21 protein-coding genes and 1 tRNA gene are annotated in these 23,344 nt (G+C 73.4%); 12 read left to right on the forward strand and 10 right to left on the reverse strand.

Annotated elements, in window-relative coordinates; all coding sequences use genetic code 11:
* Positions 1-18: 18 nt before the first annotated feature.
* The 5 genes from GQR16_RS09670 (at position 19) to GQR16_RS09690 (ending at position 5,209) form a co-directional block, all read left to right on the forward strand.
* Entirely contained in the window at positions 19-1,008 is a 990-nt protein-coding gene (locus tag GQR16_RS09670) for a siderophore-interacting protein (protein ID WP_157414928.1), read from the forward strand.
* Positions 1,005-2,111, forward strand: a complete 1,107-nt coding sequence (locus tag GQR16_RS09675; RefSeq protein ID WP_246200683.1) for a FecCD family ABC transporter permease — start codon at positions 1,005-1,007, stop codon at positions 2,109-2,111. The genes GQR16_RS09670 and GQR16_RS09675 overlap by 4 nt, the downstream gene beginning before the upstream one ends.
* Positions 2,111-3,184 (forward strand): FecCD family ABC transporter permease, encoded by a 1,074-nt coding sequence (locus tag GQR16_RS09680; protein ID WP_157414929.1) that lies wholly within the window; start codon positions 2,111-2,113, stop codon positions 3,182-3,184. The genes GQR16_RS09675 and GQR16_RS09680 overlap by 1 nt, the downstream gene beginning before the upstream one ends.
* Entirely contained in the window at positions 3,181-4,092 is a 912-nt protein-coding gene (locus tag GQR16_RS09685; RefSeq protein ID WP_157414930.1) for an ABC transporter ATP-binding protein, read from the forward strand. The genes GQR16_RS09680 and GQR16_RS09685 overlap by 4 nt, the downstream gene beginning before the upstream one ends.
* Positions 4,093-4,177: 85 nt before the next feature.
* Positions 4,178-5,209 carry an iron-siderophore ABC transporter substrate-binding protein gene (locus GQR16_RS09690; protein WP_157414931.1) on the forward strand — a complete coding sequence of 344 codons (1,032 nt, stop codon included), beginning with the start codon at positions 4,178-4,180 and terminating at the stop codon, positions 5,207-5,209.
* Between the two features lie 137 nt (positions 5,210-5,346).
* On the opposite strand, the gene GQR16_RS09695 is transcribed toward GQR16_RS09690, so the two are convergent.
* The 10 genes from GQR16_RS09695 to GQR16_RS09740 all read right to left on the reverse strand — a co-directional run bounded on the left by GQR16_RS09695 (position 5,347) and on the right by GQR16_RS09740 (position 14,805).
* On the reverse strand, positions 5,347-5,751 hold the full coding sequence (locus GQR16_RS09695) for a Fe-S oxidoreductase (protein ID WP_157414932.1): 405 nt from the start codon (positions 5,749-5,751) through the stop codon (positions 5,347-5,349).
* Positions 5,748-7,205, reverse strand: a complete 1,458-nt coding sequence (locus GQR16_RS09700; RefSeq protein WP_157414933.1) for a dihydrolipoyl dehydrogenase family protein — start codon at positions 7,203-7,205, stop codon at positions 5,748-5,750. The genes GQR16_RS09695 and GQR16_RS09700 overlap by 4 nt, the downstream gene beginning before the upstream one ends.
* An 87-nt stretch (positions 7,206-7,292) precedes the next feature.
* Positions 7,293-8,180, reverse strand: coding sequence for an arginase family protein (locus GQR16_RS09705; RefSeq protein WP_157414934.1), 888 nt, complete (start codon positions 8,178-8,180; stop codon positions 7,293-7,295).
* 119 nt (positions 8,181-8,299) lie between these two features.
* Positions 8,300-9,037, reverse strand: a complete 738-nt coding sequence (locus GQR16_RS09710; RefSeq protein WP_157414935.1) for a PspA/IM30 family protein — start codon at positions 9,035-9,037, stop codon at positions 8,300-8,302.
* Positions 9,038-9,150: 113 nt separating this feature from the next.
* Positions 9,151-11,190 carry a TPM domain-containing protein gene (locus GQR16_RS09715; protein ID WP_157414936.1) on the reverse strand — a complete coding sequence of 680 codons (2,040 nt, stop codon included), beginning with the start codon at positions 11,188-11,190 and terminating at the stop codon, positions 9,151-9,153.
* A 124-nt stretch (positions 11,191-11,314) separates the two neighbouring features.
* Entirely contained in the window at positions 11,315-12,163 is an 849-nt protein-coding gene (locus GQR16_RS09720) for a hypothetical protein (RefSeq protein ID WP_157414937.1), read from the reverse strand.
* Positions 12,153-12,698 (reverse strand): sigma-70 family RNA polymerase sigma factor, encoded by a 546-nt coding sequence (locus GQR16_RS09725; protein WP_157414938.1) that lies wholly within the window; start codon positions 12,696-12,698, stop codon positions 12,153-12,155. Before GQR16_RS09725 ends, GQR16_RS09720 begins: the two co-directional genes overlap by 11 nt.
* A gap of 97 nt (positions 12,699-12,795) precedes the next feature.
* Positions 12,796-12,868 (reverse strand) — tRNA-Arg (locus GQR16_RS09730).
* Between the two features lie 53 nt (positions 12,869-12,921).
* A complete protein-coding gene (locus GQR16_RS09735) occupies positions 12,922-14,115 on the reverse strand; it encodes an ROK family transcriptional regulator (RefSeq protein ID WP_157414939.1) in 1,194 nt (397 codons plus the stop codon).
* A gap of 45 nt (positions 14,116-14,160) precedes the next feature.
* Positions 14,161-14,805, reverse strand: a complete 645-nt coding sequence (locus GQR16_RS09740) for an iron ABC transporter ATP-binding protein (protein WP_157414940.1) — start codon at positions 14,803-14,805, stop codon at positions 14,161-14,163.
* A 37-nt stretch (positions 14,806-14,842) separates the two neighbouring features.
* On the opposite strand from GQR16_RS09740, the gene argS reads away from it, so the two are divergent.
* From argS to GQR16_RS09775, 7 genes are all read left to right on the forward strand, one after another.
* Positions 14,843-16,516: an arginine--tRNA ligase gene (gene argS, locus GQR16_RS09745; protein WP_157414941.1), complete on the forward strand. Its 1,674-nt coding sequence runs from the start codon at positions 14,843-14,845 to the stop codon at positions 16,514-16,516.
* 47 nt (positions 16,517-16,563) lie between these two features.
* The gene (locus GQR16_RS09750; protein ID WP_157414942.1) at positions 16,564-17,664 is read left to right on the forward strand and encodes an LmeA family phospholipid-binding protein; all 1,101 of its coding nucleotides are present in this window, start codon (positions 16,564-16,566) and stop codon (positions 17,662-17,664) included.
* A 156-nt stretch (positions 17,665-17,820) separates the two neighbouring features.
* Complete coding sequence (gene lysA / locus GQR16_RS09755) at positions 17,821-19,245, forward strand: diaminopimelate decarboxylase (protein ID WP_157414943.1); 1,425 nt, start codon at positions 17,821-17,823, stop codon at positions 19,243-19,245.
* Entirely contained in the window at positions 19,242-20,552 is a 1,311-nt protein-coding gene (locus GQR16_RS09760; protein WP_157414944.1) for a homoserine dehydrogenase, read from the forward strand. The genes lysA and GQR16_RS09760 overlap by 4 nt, the downstream gene beginning before the upstream one ends.
* Positions 20,549-21,646: a threonine synthase gene (gene thrC / locus GQR16_RS09765; RefSeq protein WP_116083101.1), complete on the forward strand. Its 1,098-nt coding sequence runs from the start codon at positions 20,549-20,551 to the stop codon at positions 21,644-21,646. Before GQR16_RS09760 ends, thrC begins: the two co-directional genes overlap by 4 nt.
* Positions 21,643-22,602, forward strand: coding sequence for a homoserine kinase (gene thrB, locus GQR16_RS09770; protein ID WP_157414945.1), 960 nt, complete (start codon positions 21,643-21,645; stop codon positions 22,600-22,602). Before thrC ends, thrB begins: the two co-directional genes overlap by 4 nt.
* A 254-nt stretch (positions 22,603-22,856) precedes the next feature.
* The coding region (locus GQR16_RS09775) for a Rho termination factor N-terminal domain-containing protein (protein ID WP_211373478.1) at positions 22,857-23,344 on the forward strand (488 nt) is incomplete at its 3' end.

Consider the following 23,344-nt stretch of genomic DNA (forward strand, 5'->3'; position numbering starts at 1 on the left):
GTGTGTCAGACTTAGGTAATGCTTACCTCACCGACCGAAGCCCCTCGGCGCGCGCGACCCGCATATCGCAACTTCCGCGTCGCGGTCTCGCGTGTCGAGCGTTTGTCGCCGACCTTCGTGAACGTGACCTTCACGGGCGACGACCTCTCCGACTTCGGCACGGCGGGGCTCGACCAGCGCGTGAAGGTCGTGCTGCCCCTCGAGGCGAACGGCTTCGCATCGTTCCCCGACGGCGAGGACTGGTACACGACCTGGCGTGAACTGCCGGGTGAGCAGCGCAACCCGTTCCGCACGTACACCGTGCGCGCGGTGCGCCCCGAGCAGCGCGAGGTCGACGTCGTCTTCGCCTGCCACGGCGACGTCGGACCCGCCTCGGCCTGGGCCGGGCGCGCGAAGGCCGGCGACGAGATCGTGCTCATCGGCCCCGACGAGTTCGGATCCGGCCGCACCCTCGGCATCGACTGGCGCCCCGGCGAGGTCGACACCCTGCTGCTCGCGGGCGACGAGACCGCGACCCCCGCGATCTGCGCGATCCTCGAGTCCCTGCCGGCCGACGCGACCGGTGCCGCGTTCCTCGAGGTGCCCGAGTCGGGCGACCGGCTCGACGTGCGCGCGCCCGCCGGCGTCGAGGTGCGCTGGCTCGCGCGTGCCGTCCCGGGTGCCGCGCACGCCGCCCCGGGCTCCGCGCACGCGGACCACGGTTCGCTCCTCGCACCCGCCGTTCGCGACTGGGTCGTGCGCCACCTCGCCGACCTCGGCGTCTCGCGCGCCGGCACCGACGAGTCCGCCGCCGCGCTCGCCGCGGCCGAACGCGACGACCTGCCCGACACGCCGCTCTGGGACGTGCCGGCCGGGCACAGCCTCGACGGCGCCTGCTACGCGTGGCTCGCGGGCGAGGCGTCGGTCATCACTGGCCTCCGCCGGTTCCTCGTGCGCGAAGCCGGGCTCGACCGCCGCCAGGTCGCGTTCATGGGCTACTGGCGCCGCGGGCGCGCCGAACTCGAGTGAGCGGGTCGCAGGCCGTGTCGGGCGCGACGACCTCGCGGACCGAACCCGACGTCTCCTCGGCGGCCGCGTCATCCGGGGCGTCCGTGGGGCAGCCTCGGCGGCGCTCCGCACGGCACATCGGCTCCGGGCGCGCGATCGTGGTGCTCGCCGCGTGCGCGCTCGCCCTCGTCGCGATCGTCGCCGCGAGCCTCGCCCTGGGCGTGCGCTCGATCGACCCTGGTGTCGTCTGGCAGGCGGTCATCGGGCCCGACCCCGCGAACGCCGACCATAACGTGGTCTGGCAGCTGCGCGTGCCGCGCACGGTCATCGGCCTGCTCGCCGGCGTCGCGCTCGGCCTCGCCGGCACGCTGATCCAGGGCGTCACGCGCAATCCGATCGCCGACCCGGGCCTGCTCGGCCTGAACTCCGGCGCCTCGCTCGCCGTCGTGCTCTGCATCGCCGTGCTCGGCGTGAGCTCGCCGCTCGGGTACATCTGGTTCGCGTTCGGCGGCGCGGCCGCCGCGGCGGCCATCGTGTTCTCGATCGGGCGCGGGCAGCCCGTTCGCCTCGCGCTCGTCGGCGCCGCGGTGACCGCGTTCATCACGCCCCTCATCGCGCTCGTGCTGATCCGCGACCCCGAGACGTTCAACCAGTACCGCTTCTGGGCCGTCGGCTCGCTCACGGGCCGGGGCCTCGACGTCGCCGCCGTGCTCTGGCCGTTCATCCTCGTCGGGGCGGTCGTCGCGTTCGTGCTCGCCAACCGGCTCAACCTCATCGCCCTCGGCGACGACGTCGCGAACTCGCTCGGCCAGCGCGTGGGCACGACCCGCGCCATCGCCGGCATCGCCCTCGTGCTGCTCTGCGGCACCGCGACCGCGCTCGCCGGGCCGATCGCGCTCGTCGGCCTCGTCGTGCCGCACGCCGCGCGCCGGCTCGTCGGCACCGACTATCGATGGATCATGCCGACCGCGCTCCTGCTCGGGCCGATCATGCTGCTCGCGGCCGACGTCATCGGGCGCCTCATCGTGCCGAACGCCGAGCTCGAGGCCGGCGTCGTCGCCGCGTTCCTCGGTGCCCCCGTGCTCATCGCGATCGCGCGCAGCCGCACCGTGGCGGGGCTCTGATGACGACGACGACCGATCCGGTGACCAGGCCCGCCCGCGACGTCGAGGCCGTGCGGCTCGTCGTGGCATCCGTCCGCCATCGCAATCGGCGGCGACTCGTCGTCACGCTCGCCGTCGGCGCGGCCCTCGGACTCGCCTTCGCGCTCATCGCGATCTCGTCGGGCGCGGCGAGCGTGTCGCCCGACCGGGTGCTCGCGACCCTCTTCGGCCAGGGCGATCGCACCGAGCAGCTCGTGGTGTTCAAGCTTCGCCTGCCGCGCATCCTCGCGGCCGTGTTCGTCGGCGCCGCGTTCGGCCTCGCCGGAGCCGTCTTCCAGGCGGTGCTCCGCAACCCGCTCGCGAGCCCCGACATCCTCGGCGTCTCGACCGGCGCGAGCCTCGGCGCCGTCTGGGCGATCCTCGGCCTCGGGCTCGCGGGCGTCGTGGTGTCGGGCTTCGCCCTCGCCGGCGCCCTCCTCGTCGCCCTGATCATCTGGGCGGCCGCGTGGCGGCAGGGGCTGCACGGCATCCGCTTCGTGCTCGTCGGCGTCGGCCTCGCCTATGTCTGCGGCTCGCTCATCGCGTGGCTCCTCGCGCGCGCCGAGGTGCGGCAGGCCCAGGCCGCCCTGCTCTGGACCGTCGGCAGCGTCTCCGACGTCCGCGGCGACGCGCTCACGATGCTCATCATCGGGGTCGTGATCGGATGCCTCCTCACCGCCGTGTTCGCGCACGGGCTGCCGGTGCTCGCGCTCGGCGACGACCACGCGGCCTCGCTCGGCGTGCGCACAGACGTGCGCCGCGGCATCCTGCTGCTCGTCGCGGTGCTGCTCATCGCGATCGCGACCTCGGTCGCGGGGCCCGTCGCGTTCGTCGCGCTGATCGCCCCGGCCATCGCCCGACGACTCGTCGACGACGGCAGCGCCGCACTCACGGCATCGGTTATGACCGGCGCCGTGCTCACGCTCGGCGCCGACGTGATCGGCCAGTTCGCACTGCCGGAGTTCACCGCGCCCGTCGGCATCGTGACCGGCCTCATCGGCGCGCCCTACATGCTGTGGCTGCTCGCCCGCACCGAGAGGAAGTCCCGCGCATGACCGCAGCGCCCGCACCCGTTCCGCCCTCGTCGGGCTCCGAGCCGACCACCGCCCGCGTCGGCTCGACCGCGCCCGTCCCGACCGCGCCCGGCGGCCTCGCCGCCGAGGGCGTGAGCCTCGGATACGACGGCCGCCGGGTCATCGACGGCCTCGACCTGGTGATCCCGAGCGGTCGCATCACGGCCATCGTCGGCCCGAACGCGTGCGGCAAGTCGACCCTGCTGCGCGGCTTCGCCCGGCTCCACCAGCTCGAGGGCGGCCGGGTCACGCTCGACGGACGCGACGTCTCCGCGATGCCGCGTCGCGAGCTCGCGCGCCGGGTGGGCATGCTGCCGCAGTCCTCGATCGCTCCGGATGGCGTGCGCGTGGCGGAGCTCGTCGGCCGCGGGCGCTATCCGCATCAGGGCTGGTTCGGGCGCCACTCGAGCGACGACGACCGGTTCGTGGCCGAGGCCCTCGCCGCGACGGGCATAGCCGACCTCGCCGAGCGTCGCCTCGAGGAGCTCTCGGGCGGCCAGCGCCAGCGCGTCTGGATCGCCATGGTGCTCGCGCAGCAGACCGACATCGTGCTGCTCGACGAGCCGACGACCTACCTCGACGTGACGCACCAGCTCGAGCTGCTCGACCTGCTCACCGAGCTGAACCGCGAGCGCGGCACGACGGTCGTCATGGTGCTCCACGAGTTGAACCTCGCGGCGCGGTACGCCGACCACCTCGTGGTCATGTCGGCGGGCTCGATCATCGCCGAGGGCGGCCCTGCCGACATCCTCACGCCCGAGACCGTGCTCCGGGCGTTCGCGCTCGAGGCGTCGGTGATCCCCGACCCGGTCGCCGGTTCGCCGATGATCGTGCCGGTCGGCCGATTCCACACGGCCGGGCTCGGCGGGGGAGCGTCGCGCGAATCGTGACGCGCCCGTGACGCAACGGGTTCGCTCCCTGCGCACGCTTAGGTTAGCCTTGCCTTATCCCCACCCATCGAACGAGGAGTTCCCCGTGCGTCTTCGACGTCCGCTCATCGCCGTGGCCGGCCTCGCCGCCGCGGCCCTGGCCCTGACCGCCTGCGCCTCCGGCACGACCGACGAGACCACGTCGGCCTCCGACTCGGTCGCCGGCACCGGCTTCCCGATCACGATCGAGCACGCGTTCGGCGAGACGGTCGTCGAGTCCGCGCCCGAGCGCGTCGCCACCTGGGGCTGGGGCTCCACCGAGGCCGCGATCTCGGTCGGCGTCTACCCCGTCGCGGTCGCCGAGCAGAGCTGGACCGTCGGCGAGGGCAACCTCCTGCCGTGGGTCGAAGAGGCCTACGACGCCGCGGGCGTCGAACACCCCGTCGTGATCAACGACGACGAGGGCGGCGCGACGATCCCCTACGAGGAGTTCATCGAGGCCGCACCCGACCTGATCATCGCGCCGTACTCGGGCCTCACCGAGGAGCAGTACGACACGCTCAGCGACATCGCGCCCGTCGTCGCGTACCCCGAGGCTCCCTGGACCACGCCGTGGGACGAGACGATCTCGATCACCGCGACGGCGCTCGGCCTCGAAGCCGAGGGCGACGCCGTCCTCGACGAGATCCACGGCTACCTCGCCGACGAGGCCGCCGCGCACCCCGAGTTCGAGGGCAAGACCTTCGCGGGCGTCTGGGACGGCGACGGACTCGTCTACGTCTACACCGAGGCCGACCCGCGCATCTCGATCCTCACCGAGCTCGGCCTCGAGGTCGCACCGAGCGTCGCCGAGCTCGACACCACTGACGGAGGCTTCTTCTACGAGCTCAGCTACGAGCAGCTCGACAAGCTCGACGCCGACTTCATCGTGAACTACTCCAGCTCGCAGGAGGAGGCCGAGGCCTTCCTCACCAAGCCCGAGACGCAGGCGATCCCCGCCGTCGCGGCCGGCAAGGTCGCCCAGGTCTACGACCCCGTCACGGTGTCGTCGGTCTCGCCGCCCACCGCGCTCAGCTTCGACTGGGCCGGCGGCATGCCCGCGCTCGTCACGGCCATCGCGGGCGTGCTCGCCGAGTAGTCGCATCCTCACGGCCGACGGCCGGCGAACCCCGTTCCGCGGGGCTCGCCGGCCGTCGTCGTCTCACGCGAGCCGGGTACGCACGCGCATCGGGGCGAGCGGATGCCGCGGCGGCGAGTCGGCACCGGTGGCGTCGCTCAGCTCGCCCGCCGCGAGGCATCCGGTCGTCGTCGCTTCGGCAGGTAGCCGCCCGCCTCGAGCCCCGCCTCGATCTCGAAGCGGTTCCTCAGCGGATCGCGCCCGGCGAGCAGGTACAGGAACGGCAGCAGCATGCCGTACTTCAGCCACTGCTGCTTGTGCACGGCCTCGTGGCCGAGCACGGTGTCGGAGTCGTTGCGGTTCGTGAGGTAGCAGGCGCCGACGCACGAGCCGCCGCGGCCGAACGTCCACTTCGGCATGCCCGTGAACACGAACAGGCCGTTGCGGCGCTCGACGCGGCCCGTGCTCCAGAGTGAGCCCCACACGAAGCCCACGCACGTCGCCCACCAGAAGCCGGCGCGGCTGATGGGCGAATCGGTGAGCCGGATCGTGCCCCGGCTCATGCACGTGCCTCCGGTCGTCCGTCGGCCTCGAGCAGGCGGAGCCAGACCTCGCTCATCGTCGGGAACGACGGCACCGCGTGCCACAGCCGCTCGACGGGCACCTCGCCGACGATCGCGACGGTCGCGGCGTGCAGCAGTTCTGCGACGTCCTGCCCGGTGAAGGTCGCCCCGATCACGGTTCCGCGCTCGTCGTCGATGACGAGCTTCGCGCGGCCCTCGTAGCCGTCGGCGAGGATGCCGGCCCCGCTCGCCGAGGTCATCGCGACCTCGGCCGTGCGCACCGCGTGCCCGGCCTTCGTCGCGGCGGCCTCGGTGAGCCCGACCGCGACCGCCTCGGGCTCGGCGAAGACCACCTGCGGCACGGCCGCGTGGTCGGCGGTCGCCGCGTGCACGCCCCATTCGCCGAGGTCGACCGGACGCCCCGCGGCCCGCGCCGCGACGAGGTCGCCCACCGCACGGCCCTGGTACTTGCCCTGATGGGTGAGCAGCGCGCGATGGTTCACGTCGCCGGCGGCGTAGAGCCATGCGGCGCCCCCATCGTCGCCGTCGGCGCCCTGGACCTGCAGCCCGTCGTCGACCCTGAGCCAACTGCCCGGCTCCAGCCCGACCCGCTCGAGGCCGATCGCGTCGGTGCGGGGCTTGCGGCCGGTCGCCACGAGCACCTCGTCGGCGACCACGGTCGATCCGTCGTCGAGGGTCAGCACGATCTCGCCGTCGGCCGTGCGCTCGACGAGCGTGGCCTGCACGCCCGTGCGCACGGTCGCGCCGAGCCCGCGCAGGCCCGCGGTCACCGCGTCGCCCACGAAGGGCTCCATGCCGCCGAGCAGTCCGCTGCGCGCGAGCACCACGACCTCGGTTCCGAAGCCCGCGAACACGGTCGCCATCTCGCAGGCGACCACGCCGCCGCCGAGGATCGCGAGCCGCGCCGGCGGGCGCTCGACGCTCGTGGCCTCGCGGCTGGTCCACGGCGACGCCTCGGCGAGCCCGGGGATCGGCGGGATCACCGGGTCGGACCCGGTCGCGACGATCACGGCGTGCCGGGCGACGAGCGTCACGTCGCCGTCGCCGTCGCCGTCGCGCGACACGACCACGCGCCGCACCCCGTCGAGTCGCCCGTGCCCGCGTTCGAGCCCGATGCCCGCATCGGCCAGCCAGCCGGCTGCGCCGTCGTCGCTCCAGTCGGAGACCCAATAGTCGCGGCGCCGCAGCACGGCCTCGACGTCGAGGTCGCCCGTGACGGCTTCGGCAGCGCCGGGAACCCGCTTCGCGGCGCGCAGCGCGGCGGCGCTCCGCAGCAGCACCTTCGAGGGCACGCACGCCCAGTAGGAGCACTCGCCGCCGACGAGTTCGTGCTCGACGACCACCACCTCGAGTCCGGCGGCGCGCACCCGGTCGGCGATGTTCTCGCCCACGGGTCCTGCGCCGAGAATGACGACGTCGACTTCGCGTTGCATCGGTCTCCTCTCGCACCCGCCGGTGCGGACGGATGGCCCAAGCCTAGGCACGGCGGCAGCGCGACGGCACCCCCTTGCGCGCCGGGGTCAGGGCGTGGGGGAGACGGATGCCGCGGGCTCGCCCGCGGGATCGGTCGCGACGCCGCTCGCGAGCGCGCCGACGAGGCGCAGGATCGTCGGCAGGTCGTCGTCGGCGGCTTCGGGCGTGCTCGGCGCGAACCCCGTGATCGCGGCGCCCGCGAGCGGGAACCGGGCGACGACGGCCTTCACCAGGGCGACGAGCGTCGTGGCGTCGACGCCGAACGGCATCGGGTACGACAGCCCGGCGAGAGCCGACGGGTCGAGCACGTCGAGGTCGATGTGCACGAACACGCGCGATGCGCCGGTGGCCTCGAGCGAGGAGATGACCACGGTCGGGTCGGAGAGGTCTTCGACGGTGAGCACGTCGATGCCGTGCTCCTCGATGAAGCGGTGCTCCTCGGCGTCGATCGCGCGCACGCCGCCCAGCACGAGACGGTTCGGTGCGACGCGGCTCTCGCCCTGGAGCGCGAGGCCGTCGGCGCCCTCGCCGGCGATGTGCCGGAGGGCCATGCCGCCGAAGCCGCCCGACGGCGAGGAGTCGGGCGTGTTGAGGTCGGGATGGGCGTCGAGCCAGAGCACGGCGAGCTCGCCGTTCGAGCGTCGAGCCGCGTGGGCGACGCCGGGGAGTGCGACGCCGCAGTCGCCGCCGACCGTGATGGCCGTGCCGGTGACGGTGGAGAGCGCCTCTTCGGTGCGCTCGCGCGTTCGCCGCACCGCGCTGTAGCGCCGGATGCCGGTGCCGAGCGACTCGCCCGCCTCGACGGGCACCTCGACGGTCACGGTCGCGGTCGCGGGGAGGTCGCCCAGGATGGCGGCTGCGCCATCGGCGAGGCTCATCGCGCGGGAGGAGACGGATCCCTGCCAGAGCGGGACGACGACGAACGTTGCGGGCATGTGCCCAGTATCCCGCGATCGGAACGGCTGGTGCCAGCCGTTCCGATCGCGGGACGGAGGATCTTCGCGACGATCCGTCCGACGGGTCGTCGGGCGGATCGCCCGCGCGTGGGCGCGGCTCAGCCGGAGATCGCGCCCTGGCTGCCGCCGCCGGCCTTGAGGGCGGCGAGTCGGGCGTCGACCTCGGTGAGCTCGCCGAGGTCGTCGAGCTCGTTGAACTGGGCGTCGAGGCTCGAGGCGGCGAGCTCGGCCTGGCCGCGCACGACGGCCTCCTCGCGACGGATCTTCTCCTCGAAGCGGCCGAGCTCGCTCGTGGGGTCGAGGATGTCGATCGACTTGACGGCGTCGTGCACCTGGCGCTGCGCCTCGGCGGTCTTGGCTCGGGCGACGAGCTCGGACCGCTTGTTCTTCAGCTGGACCAGCTTCTCCTTCATGCCGTTCAGGCCCGACTTCAGCTGCTCGACGACCTGGGACTGCGCGGCGATCTGCGGCTCGGCGGCGCGCGCCTCGTTCTCGGACGAGATCTGGCGACCGAGCGCGACCTTGGCGAGGTTGTCGAACTTGTCGGCGCCGGCGGTGTCGCCCGCGGTGCGCAGTTCGTCGCCCTTGCGGCTCGCGGCGATCGCCTTCTCGCCCCAGGTGCGGGCGGCCTCGACGTCTTCGCGGTGGTCGTCTTCGAGCAGGCGCAGGTTGCCGATGGTCTCGGCGATCGCGGCCTCGGCATCGGCGATGCTGTTCGTGAAGTCGCGCACCATCTGGTCGAGCATCTTCTGCGGGTCTTCGGCCTGGTCGATGAGCGCGTTCACGTTCGCGCGGAGAAGGGTGGAGATCCTTCCGAAGATGGACTGCTTGGTCATGATGGTTCCTTTCGTCGGGTGCTGGTCACGTACAGGTCGTCACAGGCTGATCGGGGGTCGTGCGGATGTCGGGGGCCGGCGTCGTCGCCGCGCCCCAACGCGGTGCCGATGGGTCAGAATCGCCCTCCGCTTCCGCGACGGCCGCGCGTCGCGCTGCCGCCGAAGCTGCCGGCCGAGCGCCCGCCGCCGGAGCGACTGCCGCCGCCGAACCCTCCGCCCGGGGATCCGCCGCCGAAGCCGCCGAACCCGCCGGAACCTCCGGAGGAGCGCCGGCCGCCGCCGAGCATCGAGTCGATGAGGATGCCGCCGAGCACGGCGCCCATGAGGTCGCCGCCGCCCGAACCGCTGCGGGTGCCGCCGACGCTCGCGCCGGGACCGCCGAACCCGCCGCCGAACCCCTCGACGTCGTTGCGGGCGAGCGAGAGCGCCTCGGACGCGAGTCGTTCGGCGCGCTGGGCCGCTTCGAGCGCGAACGCCGGGTCGGTGCCGGTCTGCGCCTGCTGCAGCAGCTGCGCGGCCGAGGCGAGTCGCGTGCGGGCCTCGGTGCCGACGGCGCCGCGACGGGCCACGAGGTAGTCCTCGGCGGTCTGCACCTGCACGCGCGCGCCGGCGATGGAGCGTTCGAGCAGCGCCTGCGCGCGTGCGGCCTGCTCGGCGGCCTCGCGAGCGCCGGCGATGACGGCGTCGATCTCCTGGTTGGCGGCCGTGAGCCGTGCACCGGCCGCGAGCGGGTCGCGGAGCGGAGCGGCCGCACTCGCACGGAGCTCGGCCGCGACGGCGGCGGTGCGCTCGGCGGTCTGCGCGGCGGCGCCGCCCAGCGCCCGCGCAGTGACGACGTCGGCCTCGAGGTCGGCGATGCCGGCGGCGATCGCGCGATCGGCCTGGGCGAGCTCGTCGGCGAGCCGGTCGACGGCGCCCGTGAGCAGCACGGCCTGGTCGGCGGACTCCTCGGCGGCGCGGATCGCGACCGCTGCCTCTGCGCTCTGCGAGGCGGCGACGGCCTGCCGTGCGCGGCTCAGGGCCTCGGTCGCGAAGGCGACGCGCGAGGTCGCCTGCGCCGGGTTGTCGGCGACGGCGGAGAGGGCGGATGCCGCGTAGGCCTGCCCGAGCGTGCGAAGGCGTTCGGTGGCCGGGGCGATCGCGGCCTCGGCCGCCGTCGTCTCGGCGGCGACGCGTTCGAGCTCGGCCGGCGCGTTGCGCTCGAGGTCGCGGAGCGCGTCGAACGCCTCGGCCTGCGCGTCGAGCACGGCGTCGGCCTCGGCCGTGAGGCGGACGATGCCCTCGTAGGCCGCGCGGCGCTCGGCCTCGGTGTCGGGCGTGTCGTCGTCGAGCCGCTGCTGCAGGCCGAAAGCCTCGGCGACCTTGGCCTTCGCGGCCGCCAGTGCGGTGCGGAACGCGGCGGTCGCCTCGTCGCCGTACGACGCGGTGGCGAAGCCGAGCTCCTCCTCGCTCGTCTTCACGGCGTCGTCGGCCTGCACGAGCGCCGAGCCCGCCGTGCGGCGCAGGTCGTCGAGCGGAACGAGGGGGGCCGAGCCGGGGCCGCCGCCCGCGGCATCCGTCGCCCGGTTCTTCTTCGACCTGCGGGAGAGCACGATCGCGATGACCGCGATCACGGCTCCGGCGATGACGAGGAACCACACCCAGCCCCAGCCCGAACCCGAGGAGCTCGTGTCGAGCGCCTCGGCGCCGGCGATCGCCGCGCCGGCCCAGTCGCCGTCGGCGAGTCGGGGCTCGATGACCTCGCCGCTGATGCGGTCGAGTTCGGCGTCGGAGACGCCTGCGCCGTCGGCCGCGGACAGGTAGAAGGCGCGGCCGTCGACGGCGACGGCGAGGAGGTAGTCCTCGTCGCCCATGTTGTTCGCGACGGCGGTGTCGTTGGCCCAGGTCACCGCCGACTCGGGGTTCGTGAACTCGCTCACGTACGCCACGAAGAGCTGGCGGCCGGTGGCGCCGTACGTCTGCTCGATCGCGGCGAGCACGTCGTCGTCGCGGTCGCCGAGCGCGCCGACGGTGTCGACGATCGGGCTCGTGCCGAACTCCACCGGGTCTTCGGCCCATGCGGGGGCCGCCCCGCCGAGCACGACCCCTCCGAGCGCGACGGCGAGCCCGAGCACGCTCGCGATGATCGCCGGACTACGACGGTTCGACGTCATGCACCAATGCCTTCCAGACCCCGGAAACGGACCGCTTTCGAGTCTATGGCGCGCCGCCGACGCCGTCCACGACCGGCAGGCGTCGCGCGGCGACCGGTGGACACCGCGCGCCGTCGGGCGAGCCTCAGCCGACGGTGACGGGCACCGTCGGCGACACGACGAGCATCGGGGCGGCACCGGGTGCGGCGACGAACGAGACGACGGCCGAGAGCTCGTAGGCGCCGGGCGCCAGCGGCGGCAGGTCGGCCCGGATCGCACCGCCCTGCTCGTCGGCCGCGGTGCACGCCGCAGCGGCGAACCGACCCTCGAGCTCGATCTGCTCGCCCGGCGCGAGCCGCACCGGCGTGAAGTCCTCGTCGACGGCGAGCGACGGATGCCACACGGTCTTGCCCGAGTCGGAGACCGTCACCGCGGGCGCCGAGCGAACCGACCCCTCGACCGTCGTCGTGCCCTCGTTCGCGATGCGCACGAGCACCACGCCCTCGGCGCCGGGGGAGACCGGCTCGGCCGGGGCGACGAGCACCACCGAGATCGGGCCGGTCGCGGCATCCGTCGCCGGGGCGATCGGAGCATCGCAGCGATTCAGCGAATCGGGTCCGACGACGAGCAGGTCGTCGCCGAACTGCTCGCCGTCGCGCGGCGCGACGGCATCGGGCTCGGCGGAGCCCGCGCCGTCGGCGCCCTCGGACACCGGCGCGTCCTCGGCGATCGAGCCCGCGGTGGTCGCGGCGTCCTGCGTCAGCGCGCCGACGCCGAACGCGAGCGCCCCGACGACGAGCAGGCCCGCGACCGACGCGGTCGCGCCGACGACCGCGCGGCGGCGGCGCACGCGCCTCGCACGGCTGCCGCGCAGCACGGCGTCGAGGTCGACCGGGCGCTGGGCCGCGGCATCCGCCTCGTGAGCGAGCGCCTCGGAGAGGTCGTGAGGGTCGGGCGACATGGGGTCGTCGGGCGACATCGGGTCAGGCGACATGGTCACCCTCCGTCCGGGTGGGCATCGGACGCGGGGTCGCGGCATCCGATGCGAGGATCGAGGAGGAGAGCGCCCGCAGCGCATCGCTCAAGTACCGCTTCACCGCGCCCGAGCTGAGCCCGAGCGTCGCGGCGACCTGGTCGACCGTGAGGTCCTCGTAGTACCGCAGCACGATGCACGCCGCCTGACGCGGCGCGAGCGAGCGGACGCGGCGCATGAGGTCGAGGCGTTCGTCGGTGCCGGCCGACTCGGACTGGGCGACCGACGGCGCGACGGCCAGGTGCCGCACACGGCGCCAGGTGCCCTCGCGCCGCGAACGGTCGATCACCGCGTTCAGGATCGCGCGTCGCACGTAGGCCTCCGCGCGCGGCAGGTCGAGCTGGAACCGCGGGGTGCCGAACGTGCGCACGAGGGCGTCCTGCACGAGGTCGGCGGCGTCGTCGACGCTGCCGGTCAGCAGGTACGCGTAGCGCGTGAGCGCATCACCGCGTTCGGCGACCAGTCGTGTCGCGACGTCGTCCCAGGTGCGGGCCAAGTCGGGCTCCTCCCGACGGCGGAGGGTCCGCCGTCACTTGAAGAGACGAACGGATGACGCGTTTCGTTGGGTGACCGTCGAAATCGACGGGATTCTGTGCCCCCGGAGGGATTCGAACCCCCGACCTACGGTACCGGAAACCGGCGCTCTATCCCCTGAGCTACGGAGGCGCACAGCCAGCAACACTAGCACCGTTCGCGGCATCGCTCAGCCCGCGGGGACGTCAGGCGCGGCCGAGCGCGGCGACCGAGTCGAGGAGCTCGTCGCGCACACGGGTGCCGAGCAGGCTCTTCGCGCCGCGCAGCACCGCATCGCCCTCGACGGTCGTCGCGCGCACCTCGGGGTACCACCGGCTGATGCGACGGATGCCGCTCGCGACCGCCTGCGCGAACGCCTCGCCGCCGAGGTTGGCGGTCGGCCCGGCGAGCACGATCAGCCCGGGGTCGAGCGTCGCGATCACGGGCAGGGCGATGTGCGCCACGCGCAGGGCGAGATCGTCGAAGACCGCGCGCCGTGCGTCGTCGGCGCCGGGCGCGGCGAGCGCCTCGCGGGCGGCGTGGAAGCCGTCGGCGTCGATGCCGTGGCGCTGGGCGAGCAGCGCGACGGCGCGCCCGCCCACGAGGTCCTGCACCGTGCGTGCAGCCGGGTCGATGACGTTCGCCTCCGACGAGACCGGGAGGAAGCCGATCTCGCCCGCGCCGCCGAACGACCCTCGGTGCAGGTCGCCGGCGACGTCGAACGAGGCGCCGACGCCGTTGCCGAGCCACAGCAGGGCGAACACGTCGCGGCCGACGGCGACGCCGACCTCGCGCTCGGCGAGGGCGGCGAGGTTCACGTCGTTCTCGATGAGCACGGAGCGCCCCAGGTCGGCCTCGAGGATGCCGCGGAGGCCCCGAACGGGCCAGCCGGGCAGGGTCTCGCTGAAGAGCTCGCCGCCCGTGCCGGGGTCGACGTATCCGGGGATGCCGAGGCACACCGTGTGCACGGCGTCGGGCGAGGTGCCGGCGGCCTCGCTCGCCGCGTCGATCGCCCGGCGCACCTCCTCGACGGCGGAGCGCGCCGTCGGGTCGCGCGGAAGCGGCATCCGCACCATCGGGCGCTCGGTGCCGGCCGCGTCGACGACCGTCGCGCGCAGCTCGAACGCGTCGAGGTCGAGCGCGACGCCCACGCGCCGGTCGGTGCGCGCCGCGTAGACGACGGCGGCACGGCCCGCGGCGCCGGCGAGCAGGCCCTGCTCCTCGATCGCGCCGAGCTGCAGCAGGCGGCTCATCATCTGCGACGCCGTGGGCTTCGAGACGCCGACGAGCTCGCAGATGCGGTTGCGCGTGAGCGGCCCGTGGTCGAGCAGAACGGCCAGCCCGGCCCGGTCGTTGACCGCACCGAGCCAGGACGGGGTTCCAGGTGTGTTCGGCGCCACCGCGTCGCTCCTCGGGGTCGGTCCTGCTCGGTCGGTCGGGTCGGGTCAGCTCGCCGGGAGGTTCGCGAGCACGCCCTCGACGAGTCGCTGCGCGTCGCCGGGCTCGAAGAACTCGGGCGAGTCGAGCACGACCCAGTAGGCGCCCGTGAACACCTGCACCTGGCCGTTCGAGCCGCTGTGCTCGAAGAATCCGGTGACGGCGGGCGGCGTGCCGTAGGTGGGCACCGCGGTGCTCGAGGCGGCCGCCTCGTTGGCGTAGCCCGTGAGCGCGCTCGCCGACGGCGTGGCCACGGCCACCTCGATGAGGTCGCCGCTCGTCTGGTTCAGGTAGCCGCACGCGGTGCCCGCGGCATCCGTCGCCACGGTCTTCACGGTGGCCGCCTTCGGGGCGTAGTCGGGTGCGGCGCCGAAGTTGGGGTTGAACGCGTAGAGCTGGTCGGGCGTGACGAGCGCATCGCACGCGATCGCGAACGGCGTGGGCGGTTCGACGCTCTCGGAAGGCTCGGGCGTGACCGCAGGGTCGGATGCCGCGGGCGAGCCCGATGCGGCCGGGTCGGACGCCGGCGGCGTGGGGTCGGCACCTGCCGGGCTGCAGCCGCTCAGCAGCAACGCGGATGCCGCGACGAGCAGCGTCGAACCCACGACGGAACGGAGGCTTCGGGCAGGGCGGCGCAGGGCAGGGCGGGGCATGGACAGACTGTACAACGTCGAACGGTAGGATTTGCGGGTGACTCCCGACGACCTCTCGCGCGCCCTGTTCGACCTCGTGACCGCCATGGTCGAGCGACGTCGGCAAGCCGGCGCCGAGGTCGAGCTCTCCCTCTCGCCCGAGCAGATCGTGCTCGAGCGCCCGAAGAACCGCGAGCACGGCGACTGGGCGTCGAACGTCGCCATGCGCCTGGCGAAGCCGCTCGGCTCCAACCCGCGCGAGATCGCGACCGAGCTCGCCGCGGGCCTCGCGGGCGTCGACGGCGTGACCAGCGCCGAGGTCGCCGGCCCCGGCTTCATCAACGTGCGCCTCGACGCGGCCGCCGCCGGCGCGCTCGCGAAGACCATCGTCGATGCGGGCGCCGCGTACGGCCGCACCGAGAAGCTCGCGGGCTCGCGCATCAACCTCGAGTTCGTCTCGGCGAACCCCACCGGCCCGCTGCACATCGGCCACACCCGGTGGGCGGCCCTCGGCGACTCGATCGCGCGCGTGCTGCGCGCCGCGGGCGCCGACGTGGCGAGCGAGTACTACATCAACGACGCCGGCAACCAGATGCAGAACTTCGGCCTCTCGGTGCTCGCGGCGGCCAAGGGCGAGCCCACCCCCGAGGGCGGGTACCCCGGCAGCTACATCGGCGACCTGGCGACCCGCGTGCTCGAGCGCGAGCCCAAGCTGCTCGACCTCGCCGACGACGTCGCGCTGCACACCGCGACCGAGATCGCCTACGAGCTGCAGCTCGGCGAGATCGAGGCCTCGCTCGCGCGCTTCAACGTGCACTTCGACGTCTGGACCAGCGAGCGCCGCCTGCACGCCAAGGGCGACGACGGGCTCTCCGACATCGACACGGCCGTCGAGCGCCTGCGCGCGCAGGGCCACGTCTACGACGAGGACGACGCCGTCTGGGTGCGCACGACCGACTTCGGCGACGACAAGGACCGCGTCATCCGCCGCGGCAACGGCATCTACACCTACTTCGCGGCCGACGCGGCCTACTACCTCGACAAGGGCGACCGCGGCTTCGGCCACAAGATCTACCTGCTCGGCGCCGACCACCACGGCTACGTGCACCGCCTCAAGGCCCTCGCGGGCGCCGCGGGCGACGACCCCGAGCGCGACGTCGAGGTGCTCATCGGCCAGCTCGTGTCGATCAACGGCGCGAAGCTCTCCAAGCGCGCCGGCAACATCATCGAGCTCGACGACCTGCAGGCCTGGCTCGGCACCGACGCGCTCCGCTACACGCTCGCGCGCTATCCCGCCGACTCGCCGCTCACGATCGACCCCGAGATCCTCACCCGGCGCACGAACGACAACCCCGTCTTCTACGTGCAGTACGCCCACGCGCGCACGTCCGCGGTCGACCGCAACGCGGCATCCGTCGGCGTCGACCGTTCGAGCTTCGCGCCCGAGCTGCTCGAGCACGAGACCGAGTCGGCCCTGCTCGGCGCGCTGCAGGAGTTCCCGCGCATCGTGGCCCAGGCGGCCGAGCTGCGCGAGCCGCACCGCGTCGCCCGCTACATCGAGGAACTGGCTGGCCTCTACCACCGCTGGTACGACAACTGCCGCGTGCTGCCGCTCGGCGAGGAGCCCATCGGCGACCTGCACCGCACGCGCCTCTGGCTGAACGACGCGACCGGCCAGGTCATCCGCAACGGCCTCGACCTGCTCGGCGTCTCGGCTCCCGAGCGCATGTAGGTTGGGTGCGCGGTCGCCCGACCCGCATCGAGAGCACGGAGGACCACGTGAGCACACCCCGCGACGGCTTCGACGAGACGGATGCCGCGGGCGGCCGTGAGCCCGACGGGGCGGTCGTACCCGGGGCGGCGTCTGACGTCACCGTGCCAGACCAGGCCGTCGTGCCCGACCAGGCCGCGCCCGACGAGACCGCGACCGATGAGAGCCCGGCCGACGGAAGCCCGGCCGACGAGGGGCTCGCGCCCACCGCGGTGCTCGAGCCGCTGTCGGCCGACCACCAGCCCACCGAGGTGATCCGCGACGGCGTCGTGCCTGCCGCTGCGGCGGCCGCATCGGCGCCGGCGGCCGGCACCGCGACGGAGGCCTCGGCGCCCGTCGAGCCGCCCGCGGCCGAGACGGCGCAGGCCGACCCCGCCCGCCGCCGGACGCGTCGTCGCTGGATCATCGCCGGAGTCGTCGTGCTCGTGATCGCCGCGGTGCTCGTCGTCGCCGACCTGCTGACGCGTTCGGCGATCGAGCAGCGCATCGCCGACGAGGCGCGGCAGTCGCTGCCCGCGAACGTGCAGGGCGACGTCGACGTCAAGGTCGGCGGATTCTCGGTGCTCGCGCAGCTGCTCACCGGTTCGCTCGCGCAGATCACCGCCGATGCGCCCGAGCTCGAGGTCGACGGCAACCCGATCGACGTGCATCTCGTCGCGCACGGCGTGCCCGTGCAGCAGGGCGGCACGATCGACTTCGTCGAGGGCACCGTGACGGCCGACGCGGCATCCGTCAACGCGCTCGTCGACGTGCCGGGCGTCGACGGCGAGATCGTGTTCGGCGACGGCACCCTCGGGTACACCGGTCGGTTCGAGGTGCTCGGACTCTCGATCGCCTACTCGGTGACCGCCGAGGCCGAGGCGGCCGGCACCTCGGTCGTGCTCACGCCCGTCGGGGTCGAGATCGGCTCCGGAGACCGAGCGCTCGTGCTCGAGAACATGCCGAGCCTGCTCCGCAACCCGATCGACGTGTGCGTCGCGAAGTACCTCCCTGCCGGAGCCGAGGTCGACGGCGTCGACCTCTCGCCCGGTCAGGCGACGGTGTCGTTCCAGGCCAGCGACCTGCCGCTCGGCGAGGAGGCCCTGCAGGTGCTCGGCACCTGCGGCTGAGCCGGGCGTCACCCGATTCGGCGGCTGCCCGAGCACTCGATAGACTCCCCGGAGGCCGCCCCACAAGGACGGTTCGCAGCAGGCTTCGCCGAATCGATCCGGGTTCGCTCGCCTCGAGCGAGGTTCTCGATCCATCACGTCCCTGAAGGTTTCCCCGTGGCAACGACCACCGCAGTCCCCGGATGGCTGCATGCGCCCGCCGACGCGAACGCCCTCGCCGAGCAGGTCTGGCCCATCGGTGCGCACCGCGACGACGCCGGCCGTCTCGTCATCGGCGGCATCGACGCCGCGACGCTCGCCGAGGCCTACGGCACGCCGCTCTACGTGGTCGACGAGGCCGACGCCCGCGCCCGCGCGCGGCGCCTGCTGGCCGCATTCGAGTCCGCCGCGGCATCCGTCGGCACCGAGGTCACCGTCTACTACGCGGGCAAGGCGTTCCTCTCGAGCGAGATCGTGCGCTGGGTCACGGGCGAGGGGCTGGCCGTCGATGTGTGCAGCGGCGGCGAACTCGCGGTCGCGCTCGCCGCCGGCGCCGATCCGGCCCGCATCGGGTTCCACGGCAACAACAAGTCGCACGCCGAGATCGAGCGCGCGGTCGGCGCGGGGGTCGGCGCGATCATCCTCGACTCCGAGATCGAGATCGAGCGCGTGGCCGAGGCCGCAGCGCGCGCCGGTCGCGTGCAGCGCGTGCGCCTGCGCGTGAACAGCGGCGTGCACGCCTCGACGCACGAGTTCCTCGCCACGGCGCACGAAGACCAGAAGTTCGGCGTCTCGCTCGATCGCGCGGTCGAGCTCGGCACGCGCATCCGTTCGCACGCGTCGCTCGACTTCCTCGGACTGCACTGCCACATCGGCTCGCAGATCTTCGACTCCGCCGGTTTCGCCGAGTCGGCCGAGCGGCTGCTCGCCGCGCACGCCGAGCTCGCGCGCGTCGAACCCCTGCCAGAGCTCAACCTCGGCGGCGGCTTCGGCATCGCCTACACCTCGGCCGATGAGCCGACGCCCATCGAGCAGATCTCGCAGGGCATCGCCGACGCCGTCGCGAGCGCGTGCCGCGACCACGGCGTGCCCGTGCCGAGGCTCGCCTTCGAGCCCGGGCGCTCGATCATCGGCCCCGCCGGCGTCACGCTCTACACCGTCGGCACGGTCAAGCCCGTGCCGATCGAGGGCGGATGGCGGCACTACGTCTCTGTCGACGGCGGCATGAGCGACAACGCCCGCACCGCGCTCTACGGCGCCGACTACACGGTGCGCCTCGCGGGCCGCGTGTCCGACGAGCATCCGGCGCTCGTGCGCATCGCGGGCAAGCACTGCGAATCCGGCGACATCGTCGTCGACGCCGACTACCTGCCGCACGACGTCGCCCCGGGCGACCTCGTCGCGGTCGCGGCCACCGGCGCCTACTGCTGGTCGCTCGCGAACAACTACAACCACGTCCCACGCCCGCCGGTCGTCGCCGTCCGCGACGGCGAGGCGCGCGTGATCGTGCACGGCGAGACGGTCGACGACCTGCTCGCGCGCGACGCGGGCCTCACCGCGACGCGCCCCGCACCGAACTCCACCGGAGGAATCACCGCATGATCGAGTACCGCTCCATCCGGGTCGGCCTCCTCGGAGCCGGCTCGGTCGGTTCGCAGGTCGCCCGGCTCCTCCTCGAGCACGGCGACGAGCTCGCGCAGCGCATCGGCGCGCGCATCGAGCTCGTCGGCATCGCCGTGCGCGACGTCGACGCCAGGCGCGACGTCGAGCTGCCCCGCGAGCTGTTCACGACCGACGCCGACGCCCTGATCCTCGGCTCCGACATCGTCATCGAGCTCATGGGCGGCCTCGAGCCGGCCCGCACGCTCGTGCTGCAGGCCATCGCCTCCGGCGCCGACGTCGTCACGGGCAACAAGGCGCTGCTCGCGACCCACGGCCCCGAGCTCTTCGCCGCCGCGGAGCAGGTCGGTGCGCAGCTCTCCTACGAGGCCGCCGTGGGCGGCGCGATCCCGATCCTGCGCCCGCTCCGCGAGAGCCTCGCGGGCGACCGCGTCGAGCGCATCCTCGGCATCGTGAACGGCACCACGAACTTCATCCTCGACCGCATGGACACCACGGGCGCCTCGCTCGAAGACGCACTGGCGACGGCGACCGAGCTCGGCTACGCCGAGGCCGACCCCACGGCCGACATCGGCGGCTACGACGCCGCGCAGAAGGCCGCGATCCTCGCGAGCATCGCGTTCCACACGAACGTTCCGGTCGAATCCGTGTACCGCGAGGGCATCACCGAGGTGAGCGCCGCGCAGGTCGACTCGGCCCGCCGAGCCGGCTTCGTCGTGAAGCTGCTCGCCATCTGCGAGCGCCTCGTCGACGCCGAGACCGGCGAAGAGGGCGTCTCCGCCCGCGTCTACCCGGCCCTCGTGCCCCGCGAGCACCCGCTCGCCTCGGTTCGCGGCGCGAACAACGCCGTCTTCGTCGAGGCGTCCGCCGCCGGACCGCTCATGTTCTACGGCGCCGGCGCCGGGGGAGTGCAGACCGCCTCCGCCGTGCTCGGCGACCTCGTCGCCATCGCCCGCCGCCACGTCATCGGCGGCCCCGGCATGGCCGAATCCACGCACGCCGAGCTGCCGATGTTCGACATCGGCCGCATCACCACGCGCTACGCGATCACGCTCGAGGTCGTCGACGAGCCCGGCGTGCTCGAGCGCATCGCCCACGTGTTCAGCGAGCACGGGGTGTCGGTCGAGCAACTCCAGCAGACGGTGAGCAGCGGGTCCGAGCGGGCTACGCTGGTGATCGGGACGCACGAGGCGACGGAGTCCGCGCTCGCCGAGACCGTCACCTCGCTCGCCGAGAATCCCGTCGTCGCATCCGTCGCGTCCGTCCTCCGAGTCGAAGGAACACTGTGAACCAGCCCAGCCCCAAGGCCACGTCCCGCCAGTGGCGAGGCGTCATCCGCGAGTACGCCGATCGTCTCGACGTCACGGACGCCACGCCGGTCGTCACCCTCGGCGAGGGCGGCACGCCGCTCCTGCCCGCGCCGGCGCTCTCGCGCCGCACGGGTGCCGACGTGTGGGTCAAGTACGAGGGCATGAACCCGACCGGTTCCTTCAAGGACCGCGGCATGACCATGGCCGTCACGAAGGCCGTCGAGCGCGGTGCGAAGGTCGTCATCTGCGCCTCGACCGGCAACACGTCGGCGTCGGCCGCGGCCTACGCGACGCACGCCGGCATCAAGGCCGCGGTGCTCGTGCCCGAGGGCAAGATCGCCATGGGCAAGCTGAGCCAGGCCATCGCCCACAACGGCGAGCTCCTGCAGGTGCAGGGCAACTTCGACGACTGCCTCGACATCGCCCGCGACCTCGCGGCGAACTACCCGGTGCACCTCGTCAACTCGGTCAACAACGACCGCATCGAGGGGCAGAAGACGGCGGCGTTCGAGATCGTCGAGGCCCATGGCGACGCACCCGACTTCCACTTCATCCCGGTCGGCAACGCGGGCAACTACACCGCCTACACGCGCGGCTACCGCGAAGACATCGCCGCGGGCAACGCCACGCGCATGCCCCGCATGTTCGGCTTCCAGGCCTCGGGCTCCGCGCCGATCGTGCGCGGCGAGCCGGTGAAGAACCCCGAGACCATCGCGAGCGCGATCCGCATCGGCAACCCGGCCTCCTGGGAGCTCGCCCTCGCGGCGCGCGATGAGACCGACGGCTACTTCGGCGCCATCGACGACGACAAGATCCTCGAGGCCCAGCGCATCCTCTCGGCCGAGGTCGGCATCTTCGTCGAGCCCGCGTCGGCCATCTCGGTCGCGGGCCTGCTCGAGCGCTCGGCTGCCGGGGTCATCCCCGCCGGCGCGCGCGTCGTGCTCACGGTGACCGGGCACGGCCTGAAGGACCCCCAGTGGGCGCTCCGCACGGCCGACGGCTCCGACGTGCAGCCCACGATCGTGCCCGTCGACACGGCTCAGATCGCCGCGGTGCTCGGACTCACCTCATGAGCGTGACCGTGCCCCAGGCCTCGGCCGGCGCCGTCGACCTCGTCGGCCGCCGCGTGCACGTCAAGGTGCCCGCGACGAGCGCGAACCTCGGCCCCGGCTTCGACACCCTCGGCCTCGCGCTCGCGCGCTACGACGAGCTCGAGATCGAGGCGATCGATGCCGCGGCCCACGACATCGAGGTGCACGGCGTCGGCGAGGGCGAGGTGCCGCTCGACGAGACGCACCTCGTGGTGCGCGCCATCGCGCACACCTTCGCCCGAGTCGGCGTCGAGATGCCCTCGATCCGCCTCGTGGCGCACAACAGCATCCCGCACGGCCGTGGACTCGGCTCGTCGGGTGCGGCGATCGTGGCCGGCGTCGTCGCGGCATCGGGGCTCCTCGAGGGCGTCGTCGACCTCAGCGCCGACGACCTGCTCGAGATCGCGACCGAGCTCGAAGGACACCCCGACAACGTGGCGCCCGCCCTCTTCGGCGGACTGACCATCGCGTGGGTCACCCCCGACGGTCCGCGCCACAAGAAGCTCATCGTGCACCGCGGCGTCTCGCCGCTCGTGCTCGTCCCCGAGCACGAGATGTCGACCGCGCTCGCCCGATCGCTGCAGCCCCAGTCGGTGCCCCACGAAGACGCGGTGTTCAACGTGTCGCGTTCGGCGCTGCTCATCGCCGCGCTCATCCAGAGCCCCGAGCTGCTGCTCCAGGCCACCGAAGACAAGCTGCACCAGAACTACCGGGCTCAGGCGATGCCCGAGACCGATCGGCTCATCCAGGCGCTCCGCGCGGCCGGCCACCCGGCCGTCGTGTCCGGCGCCGGGCCGTCGATCCTGGTGCTCGCGAGCGACCCGAGCGCACGCGCCGAGGCCGTGCGTCTGGTCGAGGAGTCGGCCGAGACCGCGTGGCAGCCGCTGCCGCTCGCGGTCGACTTCCTGGGTGCGACCGTCACGCCCGTGGTCGACTGAGCGGGGAGCCCGTTCTCCGTTTCGTTCTCCACAGGGCGCGTCACGAATCGGCGCATCGCTCGTCGGGTGATAGCATTGGAGCGCACCCGACGAGCGACGCACTGTTCGCGTTCAACGTCGCATCGTGCAATTCCCGGCAATCATTGCTTTCTCGCTCGCGCACGTCTGCGCCCCCGGCGCATGACCTCTGACGTGTCAGCGACCAGCTCTTCTGGGTTCGCATATCTTGCGACCAGGGGAAAGGAACATACCCAGTGACCAACGCATCCGACCACGCTGAACTGAGCGCGGCGAACCGCACCAAACTCTCCACCCTGAAGGTCGCCGAGCTCCAGGAGCTCGCCTCCTCGCTCGGCATCTCCGGCGCCTCCAAGCGCCGCAAGGGCGAGCTCGTGGACCTGATCTCGGCCCACCAGATCGGCGAGGCTCCCGACGTCGAGACGGCCGACGCCGTCGACGCGCCGCCGGTCGAGGCTCCGGCCGTCGAGGCACCGGCCGCGCCCGAGGCCTCCGAGCCCGTGGCTGCGGCCGTCGAGGCCGTGGCCGAGCCCGTCGCCGAGGCTCCCGCAGCAGACGCCGAAGCCCCCGCGGCTCCGGCACGCACCCGCCAGGGCCGTCAGCCGCGCCGCGCGACGAGCGCGACCACCGCTGCCGCCCAGCACGCGAACGCCGGCGCCTCCGGTGTCGACCTCGTGCCCGCGGCATCCGCCGCCGACACCGACGAGGCCCGCGAGGCCGCTCG

The organism is Agromyces allii, assembly GCF_009749385.1.
Classification (GTDB): Bacteria; Actinomycetota; Actinomycetes; order Actinomycetales; family Microbacteriaceae; genus Agromyces; species Agromyces allii.

What these genes read in the sequence shown, in the direction of transcription:
- GQR16_RS09700 (WP_157414933.1), bottom strand. Translation starts at nt 7,205, where the DNA reads ATGCAACGCGAAGTCGACGTCGTCATTCTCGGCGCAGGACCCGTGGGC.
- GQR16_RS09715 (WP_157414936.1), bottom strand. Translation starts at nt 11,190, where the DNA reads ATGACGTCGAACCGTCGTAGTCCGGCGATCATCGCGAGCGTGCTCGGG.
- GQR16_RS09740 (WP_157414940.1), bottom strand. Translation starts at nt 14,805, where the DNA reads ATGCCCCGCCCTGCCCTGCGCCGCCCTGCCCGAAGCCTCCGTTCCGTC.
- GQR16_RS09705 (WP_157414934.1), bottom strand. Translation starts at nt 8,180, where the DNA reads ATGCCCGCAACGTTCGTCGTCGTCCCGCTCTGGCAGGGATCCGTCTCC.
- GQR16_RS09760 (WP_157414944.1), top strand. Translation starts at nt 19,242, where the DNA reads ATGATCGAGTACCGCTCCATCCGGGTCGGCCTCCTCGGAGCCGGCTCG.
- GQR16_RS09670 (WP_157414928.1), top strand. Translation starts at nt 19, where the DNA reads ATGCTTACCTCACCGACCGAAGCCCCTCGGCGCGCGCGACCCGCATAT.
- GQR16_RS09710 (WP_157414935.1), bottom strand. Translation starts at nt 9,037, where the DNA reads ATGACCAAGCAGTCCATCTTCGGAAGGATCTCCACCCTTCTCCGCGCG.
- GQR16_RS09720 (WP_157414937.1), bottom strand. Translation starts at nt 12,163, where the DNA reads ATGTCGCCTGACCCGATGTCGCCCGACGACCCCATGTCGCCCGACCCT.
- GQR16_RS09685 (WP_157414930.1), top strand. Translation starts at nt 3,181, where the DNA reads ATGACCGCAGCGCCCGCACCCGTTCCGCCCTCGTCGGGCTCCGAGCCG.
- thrB (WP_157414945.1), top strand. Translation starts at nt 21,643, where the DNA reads ATGAGCGTGACCGTGCCCCAGGCCTCGGCCGGCGCCGTCGACCTCGTC.
- GQR16_RS09695 (WP_157414932.1), bottom strand. Translation starts at nt 5,751, where the DNA reads ATGAGCCGGGGCACGATCCGGCTCACCGATTCGCCCATCAGCCGCGCC.
- GQR16_RS09680 (WP_157414929.1), top strand. Translation starts at nt 2,111, where the DNA reads ATGACGACGACGACCGATCCGGTGACCAGGCCCGCCCGCGACGTCGAG.